Origin of the sequence: Macromonas bipunctata (assembly GCF_002837135.1) — a bacterium.
Classification (GTDB): Bacteria; Pseudomonadota; Gammaproteobacteria; order Burkholderiales; family Burkholderiaceae_C; genus Macromonas_A; species Macromonas_A bipunctata.
In genome coordinates this window covers 1-19040 of the sequence record NZ_NWBQ01000051.1, presented here as the reverse complement: position 1 = coordinate 19040, position 19040 = coordinate 1, and the positions used below count along the sequence as shown (strand labels likewise).

At 65.1% G+C, this 19040-nt stretch carries 17 protein-coding genes; 10 read left to right on the top strand and 7 right to left on the bottom strand.

The features are described 5' to 3' along the window. Positions 1–161: 161 nt before the first annotated feature. On the bottom strand, positions 162–1037 hold the full coding sequence (locus CON76_RS07755; protein WP_101102794.1) for an AEC family transporter: 876 nt from the start codon (positions 1035–1037) through the stop codon (positions 162–164). 52 nt (positions 1038–1089) lie between these two features. Here CON76_RS07755 and glmM point away from each other — a divergent pair, with 52 nt between their 5' ends. Then, positions 1090–2427, top strand: a complete 1338-nt coding sequence (gene glmM, locus CON76_RS07750; RefSeq protein ID WP_101102793.1) for a phosphoglucosamine mutase — start codon at positions 1090–1092, stop codon at positions 2425–2427. Between the two features lie 61 nt (positions 2428–2488). Here glmM and CON76_RS07745 read toward each other — a convergent pair whose 3' ends face one another. The 5 genes from CON76_RS07745 to CON76_RS07725 form a co-directional block, all read right to left on the bottom strand. Continuing rightward, positions 2489–2992: an arsenate reductase ArsC gene (locus CON76_RS07745; RefSeq protein ID WP_101102792.1), complete on the bottom strand. Its 504-nt coding sequence runs from the start codon at positions 2990–2992 to the stop codon at positions 2489–2491. A 173-nt stretch (positions 2993–3165) separates the two neighbouring features. Then, positions 3166–3924 (bottom strand): enoyl-ACP reductase FabI, encoded by a 759-nt coding sequence (gene fabI, locus CON76_RS07740; RefSeq protein ID WP_101102795.1) that lies wholly within the window; start codon positions 3922–3924, stop codon positions 3166–3168. A 125-nt stretch (positions 3925–4049) separates the two neighbouring features. After that, positions 4050–5234, bottom strand: coding sequence for an acetate/propionate family kinase (locus CON76_RS07735; protein WP_101102791.1), 1185 nt, complete (start codon positions 5232–5234; stop codon positions 4050–4052). A gap of 32 nt (positions 5235–5266) precedes the next feature. After that, a complete protein-coding gene (ppk2, locus tag CON76_RS07730; RefSeq protein WP_101102790.1) occupies positions 5267–6190 on the bottom strand; it encodes a polyphosphate kinase 2 in 924 nt (307 codons plus the stop codon). Positions 6191–6301: 111 nt separating this feature from the next. Continuing rightward, a complete protein-coding gene (locus tag CON76_RS07725; RefSeq protein ID WP_101102789.1) occupies positions 6302–7711 on the bottom strand; it encodes a bifunctional enoyl-CoA hydratase/phosphate acetyltransferase in 1410 nt (469 codons plus the stop codon). 249 nt (positions 7712–7960) lie between these two features. On the opposite strand from CON76_RS07725, the gene ppk1 reads away from it, so the two are divergent. After that, positions 7961–10045 carry a polyphosphate kinase 1 gene (gene ppk1 / locus CON76_RS07720; protein ID WP_101102788.1) on the top strand — a complete coding sequence of 695 codons (2085 nt, stop codon included), beginning with the start codon at positions 7961–7963 and terminating at the stop codon, positions 10043–10045. A 5-nt stretch (positions 10046–10050) separates the two neighbouring features. Further along, entirely contained in the window at positions 10051–10533 is a 483-nt protein-coding gene (locus CON76_RS07715; RefSeq protein ID WP_101102787.1) for a SixA phosphatase family protein, read from the top strand. Positions 10534–10571: 38 nt separating this feature from the next. Here CON76_RS07715 and CON76_RS07710 read toward each other — a convergent pair whose 3' ends face one another. Further along, the gene (locus CON76_RS07710; RefSeq protein ID WP_101102786.1) at positions 10572–12059 is read right to left on the bottom strand and encodes a Ppx/GppA phosphatase family protein; all 1488 of its coding nucleotides are present in this window, start codon (positions 12057–12059) and stop codon (positions 10572–10574) included. Between the two features lie 188 nt (positions 12060–12247). Here CON76_RS07710 and pstS point away from each other — a divergent pair, with 188 nt between their 5' ends. From pstS to phoR, 7 genes are all read left to right on the top strand, one after another. Further along, the gene (pstS, locus tag CON76_RS07705) at positions 12248–13285 is read left to right on the top strand and encodes a phosphate ABC transporter substrate-binding protein PstS (protein ID WP_101102785.1); all 1038 of its coding nucleotides are present in this window, start codon (positions 12248–12250) and stop codon (positions 13283–13285) included. A 123-nt stretch (positions 13286–13408) separates the two neighbouring features. Further along, positions 13409–14374 (top strand): phosphate ABC transporter permease PstC, encoded by a 966-nt coding sequence (gene pstC, locus CON76_RS07700; protein ID WP_240592808.1) that lies wholly within the window; start codon positions 13409–13411, stop codon positions 14372–14374. Further along, positions 14371–15249: a phosphate ABC transporter permease PstA gene (pstA, locus tag CON76_RS07695; RefSeq protein ID WP_101102783.1), complete on the top strand. Its 879-nt coding sequence runs from the start codon at positions 14371–14373 to the stop codon at positions 15247–15249. Before pstC ends, pstA begins: the two co-directional genes overlap by 4 nt. Before the next feature lie 3 nt (positions 15250–15252). Beyond that, positions 15253–16041 (top strand): phosphate ABC transporter ATP-binding protein PstB, encoded by a 789-nt coding sequence (gene pstB / locus CON76_RS07690; RefSeq protein ID WP_101102782.1) that lies wholly within the window; start codon positions 15253–15255, stop codon positions 16039–16041. Between the two features lies 1 nt (position 16042). Next, on the top strand, positions 16043–16744 hold the full coding sequence (gene phoU, locus CON76_RS07685) for a phosphate signaling complex protein PhoU (protein WP_101102781.1): 702 nt from the start codon (positions 16043–16045) through the stop codon (positions 16742–16744). Next, positions 16741–17499 (top strand): phosphate regulon transcriptional regulator PhoB, encoded by a 759-nt coding sequence (phoB, locus tag CON76_RS07680; protein ID WP_101102780.1) that lies wholly within the window; start codon positions 16741–16743, stop codon positions 17497–17499. Before phoU ends, phoB begins: the two co-directional genes overlap by 4 nt. Next, positions 17496–18836, top strand: a complete 1341-nt coding sequence (gene phoR / locus CON76_RS07675; RefSeq protein WP_101102779.1) for a phosphate regulon sensor histidine kinase PhoR — start codon at positions 17496–17498, stop codon at positions 18834–18836. The genes phoB and phoR overlap by 4 nt, the downstream gene beginning before the upstream one ends. Positions 18837–19040: the final 204 nt, after the last annotated feature.

Sequence of the window (19040 nt, the reverse complement as noted above, 5' to 3'; positions counted from 1 at the left end):
CCAGGACACCCGCTACCCCAAGCGCAGCCTGCACAGCCGACGTCAAACCGCCGACCGCAACGCCGACTACCGTGCGGCACTGCTGGGGCTACGGCCTCGGGGGTAAATGCGATTGCCCTGAAGTGTCTGCCGGGTGGGTCAGTTGCGGGGTGATTCTGTGCTCAGGGCAGGGCCAAGGCCAGTGCGATCGGTAGGAAGAGCAGGGCGGCCACGTTGCCGACCAGCACCATCGAAGCCACTTTCTCGGGTTCCTGCTGGTAGCGTTCGGCAAACATGTAGTTGAGCACAGCGGGCGGCAGGGCACCAAACACCAGCAGCAGCGCCTGTTCTTGTGCTGGCAGTTGCATGGCAGTGGCGGTGCCCCAAGCCAGCACCATGCCCACCACGGGCCGCAGCGTGGCGCCCAGCATGCCAATGCCCACCGCCTGGATTTGCGATTGCGCCAGCCGCACGCCCAGCGCAAACAGCATCAGCGGGATCGAGATGTCGCCGACCATTTTGATGGCGGTCAGCAGCGGCGGCCAGATGCTCCAGCCTGCGGCGTTGACCGCCAGCCCGGCCACCGACGCGATCACGGTGGGCGATTTCCAGACCGATGACCAGGCCATCTGCTGGTTCAGGTACCAACTGCCGAACGAGAAGTGCATGATGTTGGACACCACGAACATCACCACGGCGGGGGCCAGCGCTTGCTCGCCAAACGCCAGCACAGCCAGTGGCAGGCCCAGGTTGCCGCAGTTGTTGAACATCAGGGTGGGCACCAGCGTCTTGGGGGCCATGCCCAGCCCGCGCGCAATGGCCCAGCCCACCACGCCCGAGCCCGCAATCACCACAAAGGTGGCGAACAGCAGCGGCCAGTGGGCGTTGACGTGGAAGCCCTGCCGCGTCATGGCCGCAAACACCAGCGCGGGCACGAACACGTCGATGTTGAGCTGGTTGGCGTGCGCCATGTCGGGCTGGCGCTGGTGCCCGATGGCGTAGCCCAAGGCCGCGATGGCAAACAACGGAAACAAAATGGCAACGATGCGCAGCAGCATGGATCATTGAAAATAAAATCAGGTCAGATTACAACACGGACAGGATTTAACAATGCAACGTCACTATTTTGGTACCGATGGCATACGTGGCACGGTGGGACAAGCCCCGATCACGCCCGACTTTGTGCTGCGGCTGGCCCATGCGGTGGGGCGCGTGCTCAAGCGCACCGAGGCGCATCCGACGGTGCTGATCGGCAAGGACACTCGCATTTCGGGCTACATGCTGGAGTCGGCGCTGGAGTCGGGCTTCAACTCGGCGGGGGTGGATGTGGTGCTGCTGGGGCCGGTGCCCACGCCGGCGGTGGCGTACCTCACGCGGGCGCAGCGCGCCAGCCTGGGCGTGGTGATTTCGGCCAGCCACAACCCGTTTGCCGACAACGGCATCAAGTTCTTCAGCGCCCAGGGTAACAAGCTGCCCGACGCCTGGGAGCTGGAGGTGGAAGCGGCCCTGAACGAGCCGCCGGTGTGGGTCGATTCGGCCAGCCTGGGCAAGACCCGCCGGTTGGACGATGCTGCTGGGCGTTACATCGAGTTTTGCAAGAGCACGTTTGGCAACGAGTTAACGCTCAAAGGCATGAAGATTGTGGTGGATGCCGCGCACGGTGCGGCGTACCACATCGCGCCGAAGGTGTTCCACGAGCTGGGCGCAGAAGTCATTGCCATTGGTTGCCAGCCGGACGGGTTGAACATCAACCAGGGTGTGGGCGCTACGCACCCCGAGGCGCTGGTAGCGGCGGTGTTGCAGCACCAGGCCGATGTGGGCATTGCGCTGGACGGCGATGCCGACCGCCTGCAGGTTGTGGACGCCGCAGGCCGCCTCTACAACGGCGACGAGCTGCTGTACGTGCTGGCCAACGAGCGGCTGGGGCGCGACCAGGTGGTGCCCGGCGTGGTGGGCACGCTGATGACCAACATGGCGGTGGAGCTGGCCTTGCGTGCCAAGGGCGTGCAGTTTGTGCGCGCCAAGGTGGGCGACCGCTATGTGCTGGAGGAGCTGCACCGCCACCACTGGACGCTGGGCGGCGAGGGCTCCGGCCATCTGCTGGTGCTCGACAAGCACACCACCGGCGATGGCCTAGTGTCGGCGCTGCAGGTGTTGCAGGCCTGTGTGCGCAGTGGTGTTGCGCTGGCCGATCTGTTGCAAGGCGTGACGCTGTTCCCGCAGACGTTGGTGAACGTGCGCCTGCAGCCGGGGCAGGACTGGAAAGCCAACACTGGGTTGCAGGAAGCCATCGTGCAAGCCGAGCAGCAACTGGGGGCGGAGGGCCGGGTGCTGATCCGCGCCAGCGGTACCGAGCCGCTGTTGCGCATCATGGTGGAAGCGCGTGATGCGGCCCAAGCCCAGGCATTGGCGCAGCAGATGGCGGCCCAGGCCGCAGCCAACACCTGATTGGCGGGCAGCACGAACGCGGCCACCCCCACCGCGTTCTGCTGTCGGGGCGGCGGCGTGGTCAGTGCTGTGCCAAGCGCTTGGCTTCGGTTTCCAGCATCAGCTTGTCCAGCCGCGACAGCGGCAGGCTCATCAGCAGCTCCATGCGCTGGTGCAAGGCGTGCATGGTGTGCTTGAAGGCTTCGAGCTGGTGTTCGTGGCTGCCTTCGACCAGCGAGGGGTCGGGGTAGCTCCAGTGGGCGATGGCAGGCTGGCCGGGCCAGGTGGGGCAGGGCTCGCCTGCTGCGGTGTCGCACACGGTGATGACCAGATCCAGCGCCGGGGCGTCGGCGCCCATGAATTCGTCCCAGTTCTTGCTGCGCAGGCCTGTGGTGTCGATGCCCGCGCTGTGCAGCGCCTCCAGTGCCAGCGGGTGCGGCTGGTGGTCGGGGGTGCAGTGCGTGCCCGCCGACCAGGCGCGGAAGCGCGCACCACCGATGTGGTTGAGCACCGCCTCGGCCAGAATGCTGCGGGCAGCGTTGTGGACACACAAAAACAGGACGTTCAGGGGATGGTTATCGTTCATGACCTTGGCAACCGTTGCAATTTCGTAACGTCCATTGTATGACGCGGGTATGAAAATGCCGACCGTCGGCTTGCAAAAGTGAATCCCCCAAAAGGCATCGGCCTTGCCGTTGCCAGCAAGGCCGATGTGTGTGGTGCCGTGGTGGTGGCCGCCAGGGCCACCGATCCACCAGGTCAGGCCATGATGTGCAGGCCGGCGTCCACGTAGATCACGTCGCCGGTCATGCCCGAGGCGCTGCCGCTGACGAGGAATGCCACCACGCGGCCCACCTCGGCAATGTCCACCAGGCGGCGGCCCGGCGAGCGGGTGGTGGCCATCTCGATCAGCTCGTCAAAGTGGTTGATGCCCGACGAGGCGCGGGTGCGCAGCGGGCCGGGTGACACGGCGAATACGCGCACGTCTTTTTCGCCCAGATCCTTGGCCATGTAGCGCACGGTCGATTCCAGCGCGGCCTTGACCGGGCCCATCATGTTGTAGTGCTCCACCACCTTGTCGGCGCCGTAGTAGCTCATGGTGATGATGGCGCCGCCCGGGTTGAGCATAGGCTCGGCGTGGTGCGCGATCTCGATCAGCGAGTGGCAGGAGATCTGCATGGCTTGCACGAAGCCGTCGCGCGAGCAGTCGGTGATGCGGCCGTGCAAGTCGTCCTTGGGCGCAAAGGCGATGGAGTGGATGATGAAGTCGATCGAGCCCCACTTTTCGCGGATCTGCTCGAACACGGCTTGCACCTGGCCGGGCTGGGTCACATCCAGCGGCAGCAGCAGGTCGGCGTCGATCTGCTTGGCCAGCGGTTCGACGTAGGTCTTGGACTTGTCGTTGAGGTAGGTCAGTGCCACTTCGGCGCCGAAGGCGCGCAGCTTGGCGGCGCAGCCAAAGGCGATGCTGTGGTCGTTGGCCACGCCCACCACCAGACCGCGCTTGCCCTTGAGCATGTCGCCGATGCGGGTGTTCTCGTCCCACACCTTGGGCAGGGGATCGAGGGCGCTGGGGTCAACAAAAGTCGTGTTCATGAAGTGTCCTTGCTTGGATGAATGAAAAGGGAGAAAAAGGGTGTGGCTCAGTGCAGGATGCCCGCCACGCGCGCGGCGTGTTCGGCCAGCATGCGTTCTTCGTCGGTGGCCATGACCAGCACCTTGACCGGCGAGCCGGGGCGGCTGATGACGCCTTGACCGGCGCGGTTGGCTTCGGTGTCGAGTTCAATGCCCAGCCAGCCCATGTCGTGCAGCAGGCTTTCGCGCACGCTGGCGGCGTGTTCGCCAATGCCGCCGGTGAGCACCAGCGCGTCCAGCCCGCCGATGCTGGCGGCCAGGCCACCGATCTCGCGGCGGCCACGGTCGGTGAAGTAGGCCAGCGCGTCGCGCGCGGCCTGGGTGTTGGCGGCTTCGAGTTCGCGCACGTCCTGCGACAGGCCCGACAAGCCCTTGAGGCCGGAGTTCTTGTACAGCAGGTCGGTGATCTGGTCGGCGCTCATGCCGTAGTGCGTCAGCAGGTACAGCAGCACGCCGGGGTCGATTTGGCCGCAGCGCGTGCCCATGGGCATGCCGTCCAGCGCAGTAAAGCCCATGGTGGAGGCGACCGACTTGCCGTCCAGGATGGCGCACATCGAGGCCCCGTTGCCCAGGTGCGCCACGATGACGCGGCCCTTGGCGAGTTCGGGTTCCTGCTGGCGCAGTTGGCGCACGATGAACTCGTACGACAGGCCGTGGAAGCCGTAGCGGCGGATGCCCTGGTCGTAGTAGCTGCGCGGCAGGGCAAAGGTGTCGGCCACGTAGGAGTGGGTGCGGTGGAACGCGGTGTCGAAGCAGGCCACCTGCAGCGCGTCGGGCAACGCGGCCAGGGCGGCGCGCACACCGGCCAGGTTGTGCGGCTGGTGCAGCGGGGCCAATGGCACCAGGCGCTCCAACTGCGCCATGATGTTGTCGTCAATCGCCACGGGCTGCACGAATTCCACGCCGCCGTGCACCACGCGGTGGCCCACGGCCACCACGGGCTGTTCGCTGTAGCGGCTTTGCAGCCAGTCCAGGATGGCGCGGATGGCCACACTGTGGTCGGCGCTGCCGCTGTGGTCTTCAAAGAAGTGCTCGTGGCGTTCGCCAGCGGCGGTCTTGACGGCAAAGTGCGCCTTGGCGCCCAGGCCTTCGACCTGGCCAGCCGCCAGCGGCTCCAGCCCGGCCGGGATTTGGGTGTAGACAGAGAACTTGACCGATGAGGAACCGGCGTTGAGCGTCAGAACAATGGCCATGGGAAGGTCGTTTCGCAGGTATCGGGGGGAGGTCAGTAGATTTCCGGCACGATCATGTCGTCCGGCACGGGGTGGCGGATGTAGTCGGGGTTGCGCACGCGGGTGGGCAACACGACTTCAGGCCGTTCGATCTCGTGGTAGTTGAAGTGTGACAGCAGGTGCTGGATGCAGTTGAGCCGCGCCTTCTTCTTGTCGTCGGCGGGCACCACCCACCACGGGGCTTCCGGGATGTGGGTGCGTTCCAGCATGGTTTCCTTGACCTGGGTGTAGTCCTCCCAGCGGCGGCGGCTTTCCAGGTCCATCGGGCTGAGCTTCCACTGCTTGAGCGGGTCGTGGATGCGGCCCAGGAAGCGCAGGTGCTGCTCGTCGTCGCTGATGGAGAACCAGTACTTGATCAGCGTGATGCCCGAGCGCACCAGCATGCGCTCGAATTCGGGCACCGAGCGGAAGAATTCCTCGTACTCGTCGTCGTTGCAAAAGCCCATGACCTTCTCGACCCCGGCGCGGTTGTACCAGCTGCGGTCGAACAGCACGATCTCGCCCCCGGCGGGCAGGTGCGAGGCGTAACGCTGGAAGTACCACTGCGTGCGTTCGCGGTCGTTGGGGGCGGGCAGGGCCACCACGCGGCACACGCGCGGGTTGAGCCGCTGCGTGATGCGCTTGATGACGCCACCCTTGCCAGCGGCGTCACGGCCCTCGAACAGGATCACGACTTTCTTCTTGTGGTGCGACACCCAGTCCTGCAGCTTGACGAGTTCGCCCTGCAGCTTGAACAGCTCGCGGAAGTAGGCCATGCGCCGGCTCTTGTCGGCGTCGGTGTCGCCCACGCCCAGCGATTCGGCCGGGCCGCTCATGTTGCGGTCTTCGATCTCGAGTTCGAGCTCTTCGTCGTAGCCGTCGATCAGGTCGCGCTCAATGCGTTTGAGCAGGTCGTCGTGGTGTTCGGGGGTGTGCATGCCAAAAAGGAAAAATCGTCAGGACAATGCCCGCAAGGTTAGCCGCGCAAGGTGTCAAACCCGTGAAGAAGGTTTGACACTTGGTGCGTGTTGGCGCACTGGGGCGCGTGTTCAGGCCTGGTTCTGGCGGTTGTGGTGCGCCACCAGCTTGGCCAGCAGGGCCGAGGCCATGCGGGTGGAGGCACCATCGGCGCGGCTGGTCAGGGCGATCGGCACGCGCGCACCCAGCACGATGCCGGAGGTGCTGGCGCCGCCCAGGTATTCGAGCTGCTTGGCCAGCATGTTGCCCGATTCGAGGTCGGGCACCACCAGGATGTCGGCGTCACCGGCCACGTCGGACTCGATGTGCTTGATGCGCGCGGCCACGGCGGAGATGGCGTTGTCGAACGCCAGCGGGCCGTCGAGCGTGCCGCCCTTGATCTGGCCCCGATCGGCCATCTTGCACAGCGCAGCGGCGTCGAGCGTGGACGGGATGTTGGGGTTGACGGTCTCGACCGCCGACAGCAGCGCCACCTTGGGGTTGGGCGTGCCCAGGATGTGGGCAAAGTCGATCGCGTTTTGCACGATGTCGACTTTTTCTTTCAATCCGGGGTTGATGTTGAGTGCGGCATCGGTGATGAGCAGCGGTTTGCTGTACGCGGGTACGTCAAAACGGAACACGTGCGACATGCGGCGGCCCGTGCGCAGCGCCGGGCAGGTGACGACGGCGTGGATCAGTTCGTCGGTGTGCAGGCTGCCTTTCATCAGGGCTTCGAGTTGCTTGGCGGCGGCCATTTTGGCGGCGACTTGGGCCGCTTCGTGGCTGTGTTCGACGTTGATGATTTCCACGCCTTCCAAGCTGATGCCCGCTTCTTTGGCCACGGCGTGCAGTTTGGCTTCGGGGGCAATCAGCACCGGCACAATCAGGTTGTGCTCGGCGGCTTGCATGGCACCGCGCAGCGATTCCACATCGCACGGGTGTACCACGCCACAACGGGCGGGCGGCATGTCGGCCCCCAAGGCCAGCAAATCGTTGAGGCGGGCGTGCGGGTCAAACAGTTGGATGGTGGGGGCTTGGATGCGCGGACGGCGCACTTTTTGTGTCGGGGCCATCACACGGGCCAGACCGTACAGCACACGTACGCCGTTTTGGTTGGTGACTTGGCAGTCCAGTTCGATGGATTTTTTGGCTTCGTCGCGTGTCAATACCGTGACGTTGATGGTCAGGGTGTCGCCCACACGCACCGGGCGGGTGAAGTGCAGGTTTTGTTCCAAGTAGATGGTGCCGGGGCCTGGGAACACGGTGCCCAGCAGTGCCGAGATCAGTGCGCCGCCCCACATGCCGTGGCCAATGATGCCGTGAAACAGGGTGGCATCGGCGTATTCAGCGTCCAAGTGGGCCGGGTTGGTGTCGCCCGAGACGGCGGCAAAGGCTTCGATGTCCTGTTGCGTCAAGGTGCGCACCATGCGGGCGTTTTGGCCGATCTGGATTTCGTCAAAGGTGACGTTTTCGATCATGCTGGTGTCGACGGTGGTATTCATGGGGTAAAACAAACCAAGTTGGAGAAACGGTGGGAGAAATGTGCGGGCACGCGGGGCAGAGATGGCCCTGCAGAGGCCGTGGTGCAAACCATTCTCAGGATGCTTGATGGCAAGCGGATGACAAATATTTTGCAGTTGGGGCGATTTTGTGTGCCCTGAAAGGCTATTGTCTTGAATTTTTCATCAAAAGTTCACTAAAACACCAAAAAATACCGTCTTCTTCACAGTCTTATATAAACTGCACCGGTTATGAGTGCCCTTTCTTCCCACACCAAAGTCCCTTTCCTTGACCGCGACCACAGCATTCTGGCCTTCAATGAGCGGGTGCTGGACTGGGCGCGCCGTTCTGAGGTGCCGTTGCTGGAGCGTTTGCGCTACCTGTGCATTGTGTCGTCCAACCTCGACGAGTTTTTTGAGGTACGTTTTGCGCCGCACTTGACGGCACAGGTCAGCAATGAGCAGCGCGGTGCCGTGACGGCGCGTACTTACGCAGCCCTGTCGGCCAAAGTCCACGAGGTGGTGGCGCAGCAGTACGCCATTTACAACGAACAGTTGTTGCCCGCGTTGGAGAAGCGTGGTATCAAGATGGTGGCACACAGCCAGCGCAACCCGCGCCAGCGCCGCTGGGTCAAGGAATTCTTCCAGCGCGAGGTGCAGCCGCTGCTGCTGCCCATCGGGCTGGATCCGTCGCACCCGTTTCCGCAGGTGGCCAACAAGTCGCTCAACTTCATTGTGCGGCTGGCCGGGCGCGACGCCTTTGGCCGCGAGAATGAGGTGGCCATCGTCAAGGTGCCGCGTGCGCTGCCGCGCTACATCCGCATGCCGGCCATCAGCGGCTCCAAGCAGGTGCATTTCGTGTCGATCTCGAGCGTGATCCGATCGCACCTGGGAGACTTGTTCCCGGGGCGGCAGGTGACGGAGTTCTCGCAGTTCCGCGTCACGCGCCATTCCGACCTGGCGGTGGACGAGGAGGAGGTGAAGAACCTGCGCACCGCGCTGCGCATGGGCCTGCAACAGCGCCACTACGGTCGCGCGCTGCGGCTGGAGGTGTCGGCGGGGTGCTCGGAGTTCCTGTCCGACTTCTTGCTGCAGCAGTTTGCGCTGCCCGCTGCGTCGCTGTACCGCGTGCCGGGGCCGGTGAACCTGGTGCGCCTGACCCAGCTGATCGACCTGGTGGACGCGCCCGCGTTGCGGTTCGAGCGCTACCAGCCGGGCTGGCCGGTGCAGCTCACGCCCGGGCAGTCGTTCTTCGAGCGGCTCAAGCAGGGCGATGTGCTGATCCACCAGCCCTACGAGAGCTTTGATGCGGTGCTGGCCTTCTTGCGCGAGGCGGTGGAAGACCCCAGCGTGCTGGCCATCAAGCAGACCATCTACCGCACCGGCAGCAAGAGCGAGATGACCGACCTGCTGCGCGAGGCGGTGCGCCGGGGCAAGGAAGTGACGGCGGTGGTGGAGCTCAAGGCCCGCTTTGACGAGGAGGCCAACATCAACAACGCGGAGCTGCTGGAGTCGGTGGGCGCGCAGGTGGTGTATGGCGTGGTGGGGCTCAAGACCCACGCCAAGATGCTGCTGGTGACGCGGCGCGAGGACGGCCAGATCCGCCGCTACGCGCACGTGTCCACCGGCAACTACAACCCCGGCACCGCCAAGCTCTACACCGACCTGAGCTACCTGACCGCCGACGAGGCCCTGGCCGCGGATCTGGATCACATCTTTTTGCACCTGGCCAGCCAGAACCGCCTGCCCAGGCTGAACAAGGCCATGATTGCGCCGTTCCACCTGCACAAGGCGATGCTGGACAAGATGGAGGCCGCCGCTGCGGCCGCCAAGCGCGGCGAGCCGGCGCGCATCGTGCTCAAGATGAATGCGCTGACCGACGAGCCGCTGGCGCGCGCGCTGGCGCTGGCGTCGCAGGCGGGCGTGAAGGTGGACGTGATCGTGCGCGGTGCCTGCATCCTGCCCGCCGGCATGCCGGGCGTGACCGACAACGTGCAGGTGCGCTCCATCATCGGGCGCTTGCTGGAGCACTCGCGGGTGTTCTACTTCCGCATGGGCGAGAAGGAAGAGTTGTGGCTGTCCAGCGCCGACTGGATGAACCGCAATATGCTGCGCCGCATCGAGCTGGCCTGGCCCGTGACCGATGCGGCCTTGCGCCAGCGCATCATCCAGGAATGCCTGGAGGTGTACTTGCACGACAACGCCGACGCCTGGTTGCTGCAGCCCGATGGTGTGTATGCCCGTGCCACCCCCCCCAGCAAGGCGCGCAGCCGCAGCGCCGCCACGCACACCGCGCAAGCGCAGCTGATGGCGCGTTACGGCAGCAGCAAGGAGTAAACGTCATGGACCTGATTTTGTGGCGCCACGCCGAGGCCGAAGACCTGGTGGAGCAGGAAGAACTGGGCGAGAGCGCGGGCAACGACCTCTCGCGCCGCCTCACGCCCAAGGGCGACAAGCAGGCCGCGCGCATGGCGGCGTGGCTCAACCGGCACCTGCCCGAAGGGGTGCGCGTCTGGAGCAGCCCGGCGGTGCGCACCGAGCAGACCGTGCTGGCGCTGGGGCGCGAGTACCGCCTGCGCGACGAGCTGCGCCCCGACGCCTCGCCCGACGAGCTGCTGCAACTGGTGCATTGGCCCGAGTCCCGCCACCCCATGCTGGTGGTGGGGCACCAGCCCACGCTGGGCCGGGTGGTGGCGCGCCTGCTGGGGCTGCGCGAGGAAGAATGCGCGGTGCGCAAGGGCTCCATCTGGTGGCTGCGCACCCGAGAGCGCCATGGCGTGCGCCAAACCGTGCTGTGGACGGTGCAGACGCCTGAACTGCTGTAGGTGCGCCTGGGGCGCCGCTGGGGCGCCCCGTGGCAGGATCAGCGCCAGTCGACGCTGAACTTCCAGTCGGTCTTTTGCCAGGCGCTGACCTCTTCTTCCAGCAACCAGGCCGATTGCGGGTACTGCCGCGCCCAGCCCGGCGCGGTGCTCAGGGTGAAGCTGCGCTCGTGGTAGCTCACGTGCAGTGCGTCAATGGCCGGGTCGCGCCGCGCGTGGCACAGCAGCACCGCCAGCCGCAGGCACAGCAGCTGCTTGGCCAGCAGTTCGTCGTCGGCCAGTTCCTGCCCCAGCTTGCGCAGCTTGCCGCGCTGGCCCAGCACCAGCTGGCTCATGCGGTGCAGCTCCGGCATTGAAAAGCCCGGTGCGTCCACATGGTCCAGGATGTAGGCGCCGTGGCGGTGCGCGTCCTCGTGCGAGATGTGGGCGCCAATCTCGTGCAGCTGCGACGCCCAGGCCAGCTTCTGCGAGTAGCGCCCGTTCTTGGGGTCGGGTGCGGCCACCTGGGCAAACAGCGTGGTGCTGACGTAGCCGACACGCTGCGCCTGGGCCGCATCGGCGCCAAAGCGTTCGCGCAGCCAGCGCACCGTGCGCTCGCGCACGTCGGTGGTGTCGCTTTCGCGGTCGATCAGGTCGTACAGCGCGCCCTGGCGCAGGGCGCCTTCGGCGCGCAGCAGGTGCGGCAGCTGGAACAAGTCAAAAATGGCGCGCAGCACGCTTACGCCGCCGCCAATCACGGCGCGGCGGTCGTCTTTCAGGCCTTCGAGCCGCAATTCATCGACGTGGCCGGCGCGCAGCAGGCGTTCGGTCAGCCAGTCCAGCCCGTCGCGGCCAATGGTGCCGGCGGGCCAGCCGTTGGCGGCCAGGATCTCGGCCACCGCACCCACCGTGCCCGAGGAGCCGTAGGCCACGTCCCATTCCGACGCCGAGAACAGGTCCAGCGCCTCGTCCAGCACCGCCTTGGCCGCCACTTCGGCGGTCTGCATGTGGGCGGCGGTGAGCTGGCCGTGCGGAAAGTAGCGCGTGGACCACGCCACGCTGCCCAGCCGGAACGACTCCATCTGGCGCGCGCCAAAGCCCTGGCCCAGGATCAGCTCGGTGGAGCGCCCGCCAATGTCCACCACCAGGCGGCGCTCGTCCGATTGCGGCAGCAGGCGCGACACGCCCTGGTAGATCAGGCGCGCTTCCTCGTGCCCCGACACCACCTCGATGCCAAAGCCCAGCACCTGCTGCGCCTTGCGCACAAAGTCGTCGCGGTTGCGTGCCTCGCGCAGGGTTTGCGTGGCCACGGCGCGCACCTGGTGCTTCTGGAAGCCTTGCAGCCGCTCGGCAAAGCGCGCCAGGCATTCCCAGCCGCGCTCCATGGCCACCAGGCTCAGGTTCTTGTGCTCGTCCAGGCCGCTGCCCTGGCGCACCGTCTCTTTCAGGTACTCGACCCGCTCGATGTGGCCCGAATCGTAGCGGCCAATTTCCAGACGAAAGCTGTTGGACCCTAGGTCAACCGCAGCCAGCAAAGTTCCGTTTTCCATCGTGTTCGTGCTCCAAAGTGCGGGCAAGCATAGCACCGTTGCCCCACGTTTTCCCTGCGTGACAAGCGTTGCCGCACGCCCCACCATATGTCTACGTTTTGTGGTCAATTCGTCATATTTCTGACATCAAACCTTTCTAAAGTGGCCGCACTTGTCCTTTTTTTCTCTCGCCCCGAGACTTCCATACCATGAACCTGAACTTCACCAAGACCTGTGCCGCCGTGCTGACCCTGGCCGCCTTCAGTGCCCCCGCCCTGGCGCAAGACGTGACCGGTGCCGGTGCCACCTTTCCGGCCCCCGTGTACGCCAAGTGGGCCGACGCCTACAACAAGGCCACCGGCGTGCGCATCAACTACCAGTCGGTGGGCTCGGGCGCTGGCCTGCGCCAGATCCGTGGCAAGACGGTGGACTTCGGCGCCTCCGACATGCCGCTCAAGGACGAAGAGCTGGCCAAGGACGGCCTGGTGCAGTTTCCGGCGGTGATCGGCGGCGTGGTGCCGGTCATCAACGTCAAGGGCATCCAGCCGGGCCAGGTCAAGATGACCGGCCAGGTGCTGGGCGACATCTACCTGGGCAAGATCACCAAGTGGAACGACCCGGCCATCATGGCGCTCAACCCCGGCGTGCCGCTGCCGGACGCCACCATTGCCGTGGTGCGCCGCGCCGACGGTTCGGGCACCACCTTCGTGTTCACCAACTACCTGTCCAAGGTCAACGCCGACTGGAAGGCCAAGGTTGGTGAAGGCACCGCCGTCAACTGGCCGCTGGGCGCCGGTGGCAAGGGCAACGAAGGCGTGGCCGCGTTCCTGCAACGCCTGCCCAACTCCATTGGCTACCTGGAATACGCCTACGTCAAGCAAAACAAGCTGACCTACACCCTGCTCAAGAACAAGGACGGCAACTTTGTGCCGCCGAGCGACAGCGCCTTCAAGGCCGCCGCCGCCGGTGCCAACTGGAAGCAAACCTTCTACCAGATCACCACCGAGCAGCCGGGCAAGGACGCATGGCCCATCACCAACCCGACTTACATCCTGATGCACGCCAAGCAGGACAAGCCGGAGCAAGCCGCTGCCGCGCTCAAGTTCTTCAACTGGGCCTACGCCAATGGCGACAAGATGGCCGACGACCTGGACTACGTGCCGATGCCCGACGTGGTGAAGCAACAGGTGCGTGACTCCTGGGCCAAGATCACCGACGCCGCTGGCAAGCCGGTGGCCTACAAGTAACAGCCTCTGGGCTTGCGGTGTGGCAGCCCTGGCCTGGTGCCACGGCTGCCACACCGTTTCAACAAGGATGTTCGCATGAGCATTGCCGTTTCCTCCAGCCCCCAATTGGCTTCCAAAACCCAGATGGCTTCTTCACCATCCCCCCAAAAACGCCGCTCCAGCCGCTTGCCCGACCAGATTTTTGCCGGTCTGGCGCGCGGCTCGGCCGTGCTGACGCTGATGCTGCTCGTGGCCATCATGGTCTCTCTGGTGCAGGGCGCCTGGCCCGCCATCAAGGAGTACGGCATCAGCTTTTTCTGGCGCACCGAATGGGATCCCGTGCAGGACGCCTACGGCGGCCTGGTCATGATCTACGGTACGCTGATGACCTCGTTCATCGCGCTGCTGATTGCGGTGCCCGTGAGTTTTGGCATCGCCTTGTTCCTGACCGAACTCTCGCCGCGCTGGCTGCGCCGCCCGCTGGGCGTGGCCATCGAGCTGCTGGCCGCCATCCCGTCCATCGTGTACGGCATGTGGGGCCTGCTGGTGTTTGCGCCGCTGCTGGCCACCTACGTGCAAGGCCCGCTGCAAAGCTGGTTTGGCGAGGTGCCGGTGCTGGGGGCGCTGTTCTCGGGCGCACCGGTGGGTATCGGCATCCTGTCGGCCGGCATCATCCTGGCCATCATGATCATCCCGTTCATCGCCTCGGTGATGCGCGATGTGTTCGAAGTCACCCCGCCCATGCTCAAGGAATCGGCCTACGCGCTGGGTGCCACCACCTGGGAGGTCGCTTTCAAGATCGTGCTGCCCTTTACCAAGGTGGGCGTGATTGGCGGCGTCATGCTGGGCCTGGGCCGTGCGCTGGGCGAGACGATGGCGGTCACGTTCGTGATCGGCAACTTCAACCAGCTCGACTCGCTGTCGCTGTTCGAGGCGGCCAACAGCATCACCTCGGCGCTGGCCAACGAATTTGCCGAAGCCACCGCCGGTTTGCACCAAGCGTCCTTGATTTACCTGGGTCTTGTGTTGTTCTTCATCACTTTTGTGGTGCTGGCCTTGTCCAAGGTGCTGCTGCTGCGCCTGAAAAAGAACGAAGGGAGCCGTTCATGAGCACTGGCGTATTTACCCCCGAACAACAACGCCAGCGTCTGGCCAAGTATGGCCGGCGCAAGCTGGTCAACCTGGTGGCACTCACGCTGTGCTACGGTGCCATGGCCTTTGGTCTGGTGTGGCTGTTGTGGATTTTGTTCGAGATCTTCCGCCTGGGCGTGGCGGGCCTGAGCTGGTCGCTCTTCACCGAGATGACCCCGCCGCCCAACGAACCCGGCGGTGGTCTGGCCAACGCCATCTTCGGCTCGTTGACCATGGTCGGTCTGGCCACCGTCATTGGCACCCCAGTGGGCGTGATGGCGGGCATCTACCTGGCCGAGTACGGCACCAGCACTTGGCTGGGCCGCACCACGCGCTTTATCAACGACATTTTGTTGTCGGCACCGTCCATTGTAATTGGCTTGTTCGTGTACGCCATGGTGGTGGACCAGGTCAAGAGCTTCTCGGCCTGGGCCGGTGTGGTGGCGCTGGCACTGCTGGTGATTCCGGTCGTGATCCGCACCACCGAGAACATGCTGTCGCTGGTGCCTTCGGCGCTGCGCGAGGCCGCCTACGCCCTGGGCACACCCAAATGGCGTGTTGTCATGAACATCACGCTGCGCTCGTCGCAGGCGGGTGTCGTCACCGGCATCTTGCTGGCGGTGGCGCGTGTGACGGGCGAGACCGCACCGCTGCTGTTCACGGCGCTGTCCAACCAGTTCTGGACCAGCGACCTGAGCCAGCCTATGGCCAGCTTGCCGGTCACGATCTTCAAATTTGCCATGAGTCCGTTCCAGAACTGGCAAGAGCTGGCCTGGGCTGGCGTGTTCCTCATCACCATGGGCGTGTTGTTGCTCAACATCCTGGCCCGGTTGCTGTTTCGTAAAAAGGATTGATCCATGAGTGCCACCGCACCCGCCAACACCGCCGCCGAGACCTCCAAGCTGTCGGTCCGCAACCTGAACTTCTACTACGGCAAGTTCCACGCCCTCAAGAGCGTGTCGATGGAAATTCCGGCCAACAAGGTCACCGCCTTCATCGGCCCGTCGGGCTGCGGCAAGTCCACCTTGTTGCGTACCTTCAACCGCATGTTCGAGCTTTACCCCGAGCAGCGCGCCGAGGGCGAGATTTTGTTGGATGGCGAGAACTTGCTGACCTCGAAAGAAGACATCACGCTGATTCGTGCCAAGGTCGGCATGGTGTTCCAGAAGCCCACGCCGTTTCCGATGTCGATCTACGACAACATCGCCTACGGCGTCAAGCTGTTCGAGAACCTGTCGGCCTCCGAGATGGAGGAGCGCGTGGAATGGGCGCTGCGCAAGGCCGCGCTGTGGAACGAGGTCAAGGACAAGCTCAACCAGAACGGCTCCGGCCTGTCGGGCGGGCAGCAGCAGCGCCTGTGCATCGCGCGTGGCATCGCCATCAAGCCCGAGGTGCTGTTGCTCGACGAGCCCTGCTCGGCGCTGGATCCGATCTCGACCGCCAAGGTCGAGGAGCTGATCCTGGAGCTCAAGAACGACTACACCGTGGTGATCGTGACCCACAACATGCAGCAGGCCGCGCGTTGCAGCGACTACACCGCCTACATGTACCTGGGCAACCTGATCGAGTTCGGCTCCACCGAGCAGATCTTCTTCAAGCCCCAGCGCACCGAGACCGAAGACTACATCACCGGAAGGTTTGGTTGATATGCCGGAAAAACACCTCTCGAGCCAGTTCGATGTGGAGCTGGGCCAGATCTCGACCCTGGTGCTGCAGATGGGGGGCATGGTGGAGTCGCAACTGCACCAGGCCATCTACGCCCTGCAACACCTGAGCGTGGAAACCGCCGACCAGGTGATGAAGCTGGAGGACAAGGTCGACAGCATGGAGATCGAGATTGACCGCGAGATCTCTTCCGTCATCGGTCGGCGCCAGCCCACCGCGCGCGACTTGCGCCTGCTGATTGGCGTGTCCAAGACCACCGCCAACTTGGAGCGCGCCGGGGACGAGGCCACGCGCATTGCGTGCATGGTCAAGTCCATCATCGACAGCGGCATGCCACGCTCCCTGCCGACCTCGGAGCTGCGCGTGGCCTCCGAGCTGGCCACCGGCGCGCTGCGCAAGGTGCTGGACGCCTTTGCGCGGCTGGACGTGGAAGCCTCGCTGGCCATCATCAACGACGACCTGCACCTGGACGCCGAGTACGACGGCTTCCTGCGCAAGCTCATCACCTACATGATGGAAGACCCGCGCACCATCTCGCCCAGCCTGAACCTGCTGTTTTTGGCCAAGGCGGTGGAGCGCATTGGCGACCACGCCAAGAACATTGCCGAAGCCACCATCTACATTGTGCGTGGTACCGATGTGCGCCACACCACCCCTGAGCAACGGGAGGCGGCGCTGCAATGAGAAAACTGCCGCGAGTGTTGGTGGTGGAGGATGAGCCTGCCATTGCCGAGCTGATCGCCGTCAACCTGCGGCACAACGGTTTTGCGCCCACGGTGGTCTTTGATGGCCAAGCCGCGCAGCGCGAGATTGACGCTGTGCTGCCCGACGTGATTCTGCTGGACTGGATGCTGCCCGGCGACAGCGGCGTGGTGCTGGCCCGGCGCTGGCGCCAGCACGAGCGCACCAAGGCGGTGCCGCTCATCATGCTGACGGCACGCATCGAGGAGTCCGACAAGGTGCAGGGCCTGGACGCCGGCGCCGACGACTACATCACCAAGCCGTTCTCGACCCAGGAGCTGCTGGCGCGCATCCGTGCGGTGCTGCGCCGGCGCGCGCCCGAGATCGTCAACGATGCGGTGCAAGTGGGCGCATTGACGCTGGACGCGGGCACCTACCGCGTCAGCTGCCACGGGCGCGAGCTCAAAGTGGGGCCGACCGAGTTCAAGCTGCTGCACTACTTCATGAAGCACCCCGAGCGCGTCCACACCCGTGGCACGCTGCTGGACCGCATCTGGGGCGACCACGTCTTCATCGAGGAACGCACGGTGGACGTACACGTCAAGCGCCTGCGCGAGTCGCTGGGCGATGCGGGCGCCATGATCGAAACCGTGCGCGGAGCGGGCTACCGCCTGACCGCCCAAGTGGTGGTGCCCAAACCGGTGGTGCAAGTGCCCGCGGCGGGTGCCCAAGCGGGTGCGAGCAGCACCGCACCATGACCCGGCGCGTTGCCGAGCTGCTGGCGCTGACCCTGGTGGGCGGTGCTTCGGCGGCCTACCTGGCCCCCGGCAGCCCCTGGCCGGGTGTGCTGGGCGCCGGCGCGGGCAGCCTGGCCTGGCTGGCGCTGGACAACGGGCGCGCCCACCGCGTGCTGGCGTGGTTGCGCCAGGGCTACCCGGCGCGGCCGCCGCACCCGGCCTCGGTGTGGGGTGAAGTGGTGCAGCGCACGCGCAAAAGCCTCAAGGCGCTGGACCGCAAGGCCAAGAAAAGCGAGACCCGGCTCAACGAATTCCTGGCCGCCATCCAGGCCTCGCCCAACGGCGTGGTGCTGCTCAACAAGAACAGCGCCATCGAATGGTGCAACGAAACGGCGGCGGCCCACCTCGGGTTCGATCCGCAGCGCGACCTGCTGCAGTACATCACCAACCTGGTGCGCGACCCGGTGTTCACCGGCTACCTCAAGGCGGGCGACTTTCGCCAGCCGGTCGAGATCGAGGGCCGCCAGACCCAGGGCCCGCACCCGCAGCGGGTGTCGATCCAGATCCACCCGTACGCCAAGGGGCGCCGACTCATGCTGACCCGCGATGTGACCGCCCTGCAGCTGGCCGAAGCGATGCGCCGCGACTTCGTGGCCAACGTGTCGCACGAGATCCGCACCCCGCTGACGGTGCTGAGTGGTTTTGTCGAGACCATGATCCACCTCGACCTCTCCCCCGAGGAGCGCCACCGCTACCTGGCGCTGATGAACCAGCAGGCCCAGCGCATACAGACGCTGGTGATTGACCTGCTGACCTTGTCGCGCCTGGACGATGGCTCCAACCTGGGGCCGTCGGAGTGGATTCCGGCCCACGACCTGCTGCTGCAGGTGGTGCAGGAGGCGCGTTCGCTGTCGGACCTGCTGGTGCAGGGCCACCACGTTGTGGAGGCCAGGCCGTGTCCGCCGTTCCAGATTGCGGGCACGCGCAGCGAGCTGCACAGCGCGCTCTCGAACCTGATGAACAACGCCGTGCGCTACACCCCCGCCGGAGGCCGGATCGACGCGGGCTGGCAGTTCCTGGCCGATGGCGGCGTGGAGTTTTGCGTCACCGACACCGGCCCCGGCATTGCGCCGGAGCACCTGCCGCGCCTGACCGAGCGTTTCTACCGCGTGGATCGCAGCCGTTCGCGCGAGACCGGCGGCACCGGGCTGGGGCTGGCCATCGTCAAGCACGCGGTGCAACGCCACGGCGGTACGCTGCACATCCAAAGCACGCTGGGCCAGGGCTCCACGTTCCGCATCGTGCTGCCCGCCAGCCGAGTGCTGCGTGAGCCCAACGGCGCGGCCTCACGGCTCTAGCCCGGATATTTCACCATAGCCCGTAGAAATGAGGACGACATTGCCCTTGAAATGCCCGAACATCGAGGTATCGAATCTGGATGAGAGGACGGGCAATGCCGAAACCAAACTGTACACCGCAAACAACTGCCGATGAGGTTGGCGTGATTGATTTTGGCCGACTGGGCCGACGCAAGATCGAGGGCCGCTTCGATGGCGGCAGCA

Excerpts from the sequence above, each read along its gene's own strand:
- CON76_RS07755 (WP_101102794.1), bottom strand. The coding sequence starts at position 1,037 with ATGCTGCTGCGCATCGTTGCCATTTTGTTTCCGTTGTTTGCCATCGCG.
- glmM (WP_101102793.1), top strand. The coding sequence starts at position 1,090 with ATGCAACGTCACTATTTTGGTACCGATGGCATACGTGGCACGGTGGGA.
- CON76_RS07745 (WP_101102792.1), bottom strand. The coding sequence starts at position 2,992 with ATGAACGATAACCATCCCCTGAACGTCCTGTTTTTGTGTGTCCACAAC.
- fabI (WP_101102795.1), bottom strand. The coding sequence starts at position 3,924 with ATGCTCAAGGGCAAGCGCGGTCTGGTGGTGGGCGTGGCCAACGACCAC.
- CON76_RS07735 (WP_101102791.1), bottom strand. The coding sequence starts at position 5,234 with ATGGCCATTGTTCTGACGCTCAACGCCGGTTCCTCATCGGTCAAGTTC.
- ppk2 (WP_101102790.1), bottom strand. The coding sequence starts at position 6,190 with ATGCACACCCCCGAACACCACGACGACCTGCTCAAACGCATTGAGCGC.
- CON76_RS07725 (WP_101102789.1), bottom strand. The coding sequence starts at position 7,711 with ATGAATACCACCGTCGACACCAGCATGATCGAAAACGTCACCTTTGAC.
- ppk1 (WP_101102788.1), top strand. The coding sequence starts at position 7,961 with ATGAGTGCCCTTTCTTCCCACACCAAAGTCCCTTTCCTTGACCGCGAC.
- CON76_RS07715 (WP_101102787.1), top strand. The coding sequence starts at position 10,051 with ATGGACCTGATTTTGTGGCGCCACGCCGAGGCCGAAGACCTGGTGGAG.
- CON76_RS07710 (WP_101102786.1), bottom strand. The coding sequence starts at position 12,059 with ATGGAAAACGGAACTTTGCTGGCTGCGGTTGACCTAGGGTCCAACAGC.
- pstS (WP_101102785.1), top strand. The coding sequence starts at position 12,248 with ATGAACCTGAACTTCACCAAGACCTGTGCCGCCGTGCTGACCCTGGCC.
- pstC (WP_240592808.1), top strand. The coding sequence starts at position 13,409 with ATGGCTTCTTCACCATCCCCCCAAAAACGCCGCTCCAGCCGCTTGCCC.
- pstA (WP_101102783.1), top strand. The coding sequence starts at position 14,371 with ATGAGCACTGGCGTATTTACCCCCGAACAACAACGCCAGCGTCTGGCC.
- pstB (WP_101102782.1), top strand. The coding sequence starts at position 15,253 with ATGAGTGCCACCGCACCCGCCAACACCGCCGCCGAGACCTCCAAGCTG.
- phoU (WP_101102781.1), top strand. The coding sequence starts at position 16,043 with ATGCCGGAAAAACACCTCTCGAGCCAGTTCGATGTGGAGCTGGGCCAG.
- phoB (WP_101102780.1), top strand. The coding sequence starts at position 16,741 with ATGAGAAAACTGCCGCGAGTGTTGGTGGTGGAGGATGAGCCTGCCATT.
- phoR (WP_101102779.1), top strand. The coding sequence starts at position 17,496 with ATGACCCGGCGCGTTGCCGAGCTGCTGGCGCTGACCCTGGTGGGCGGT.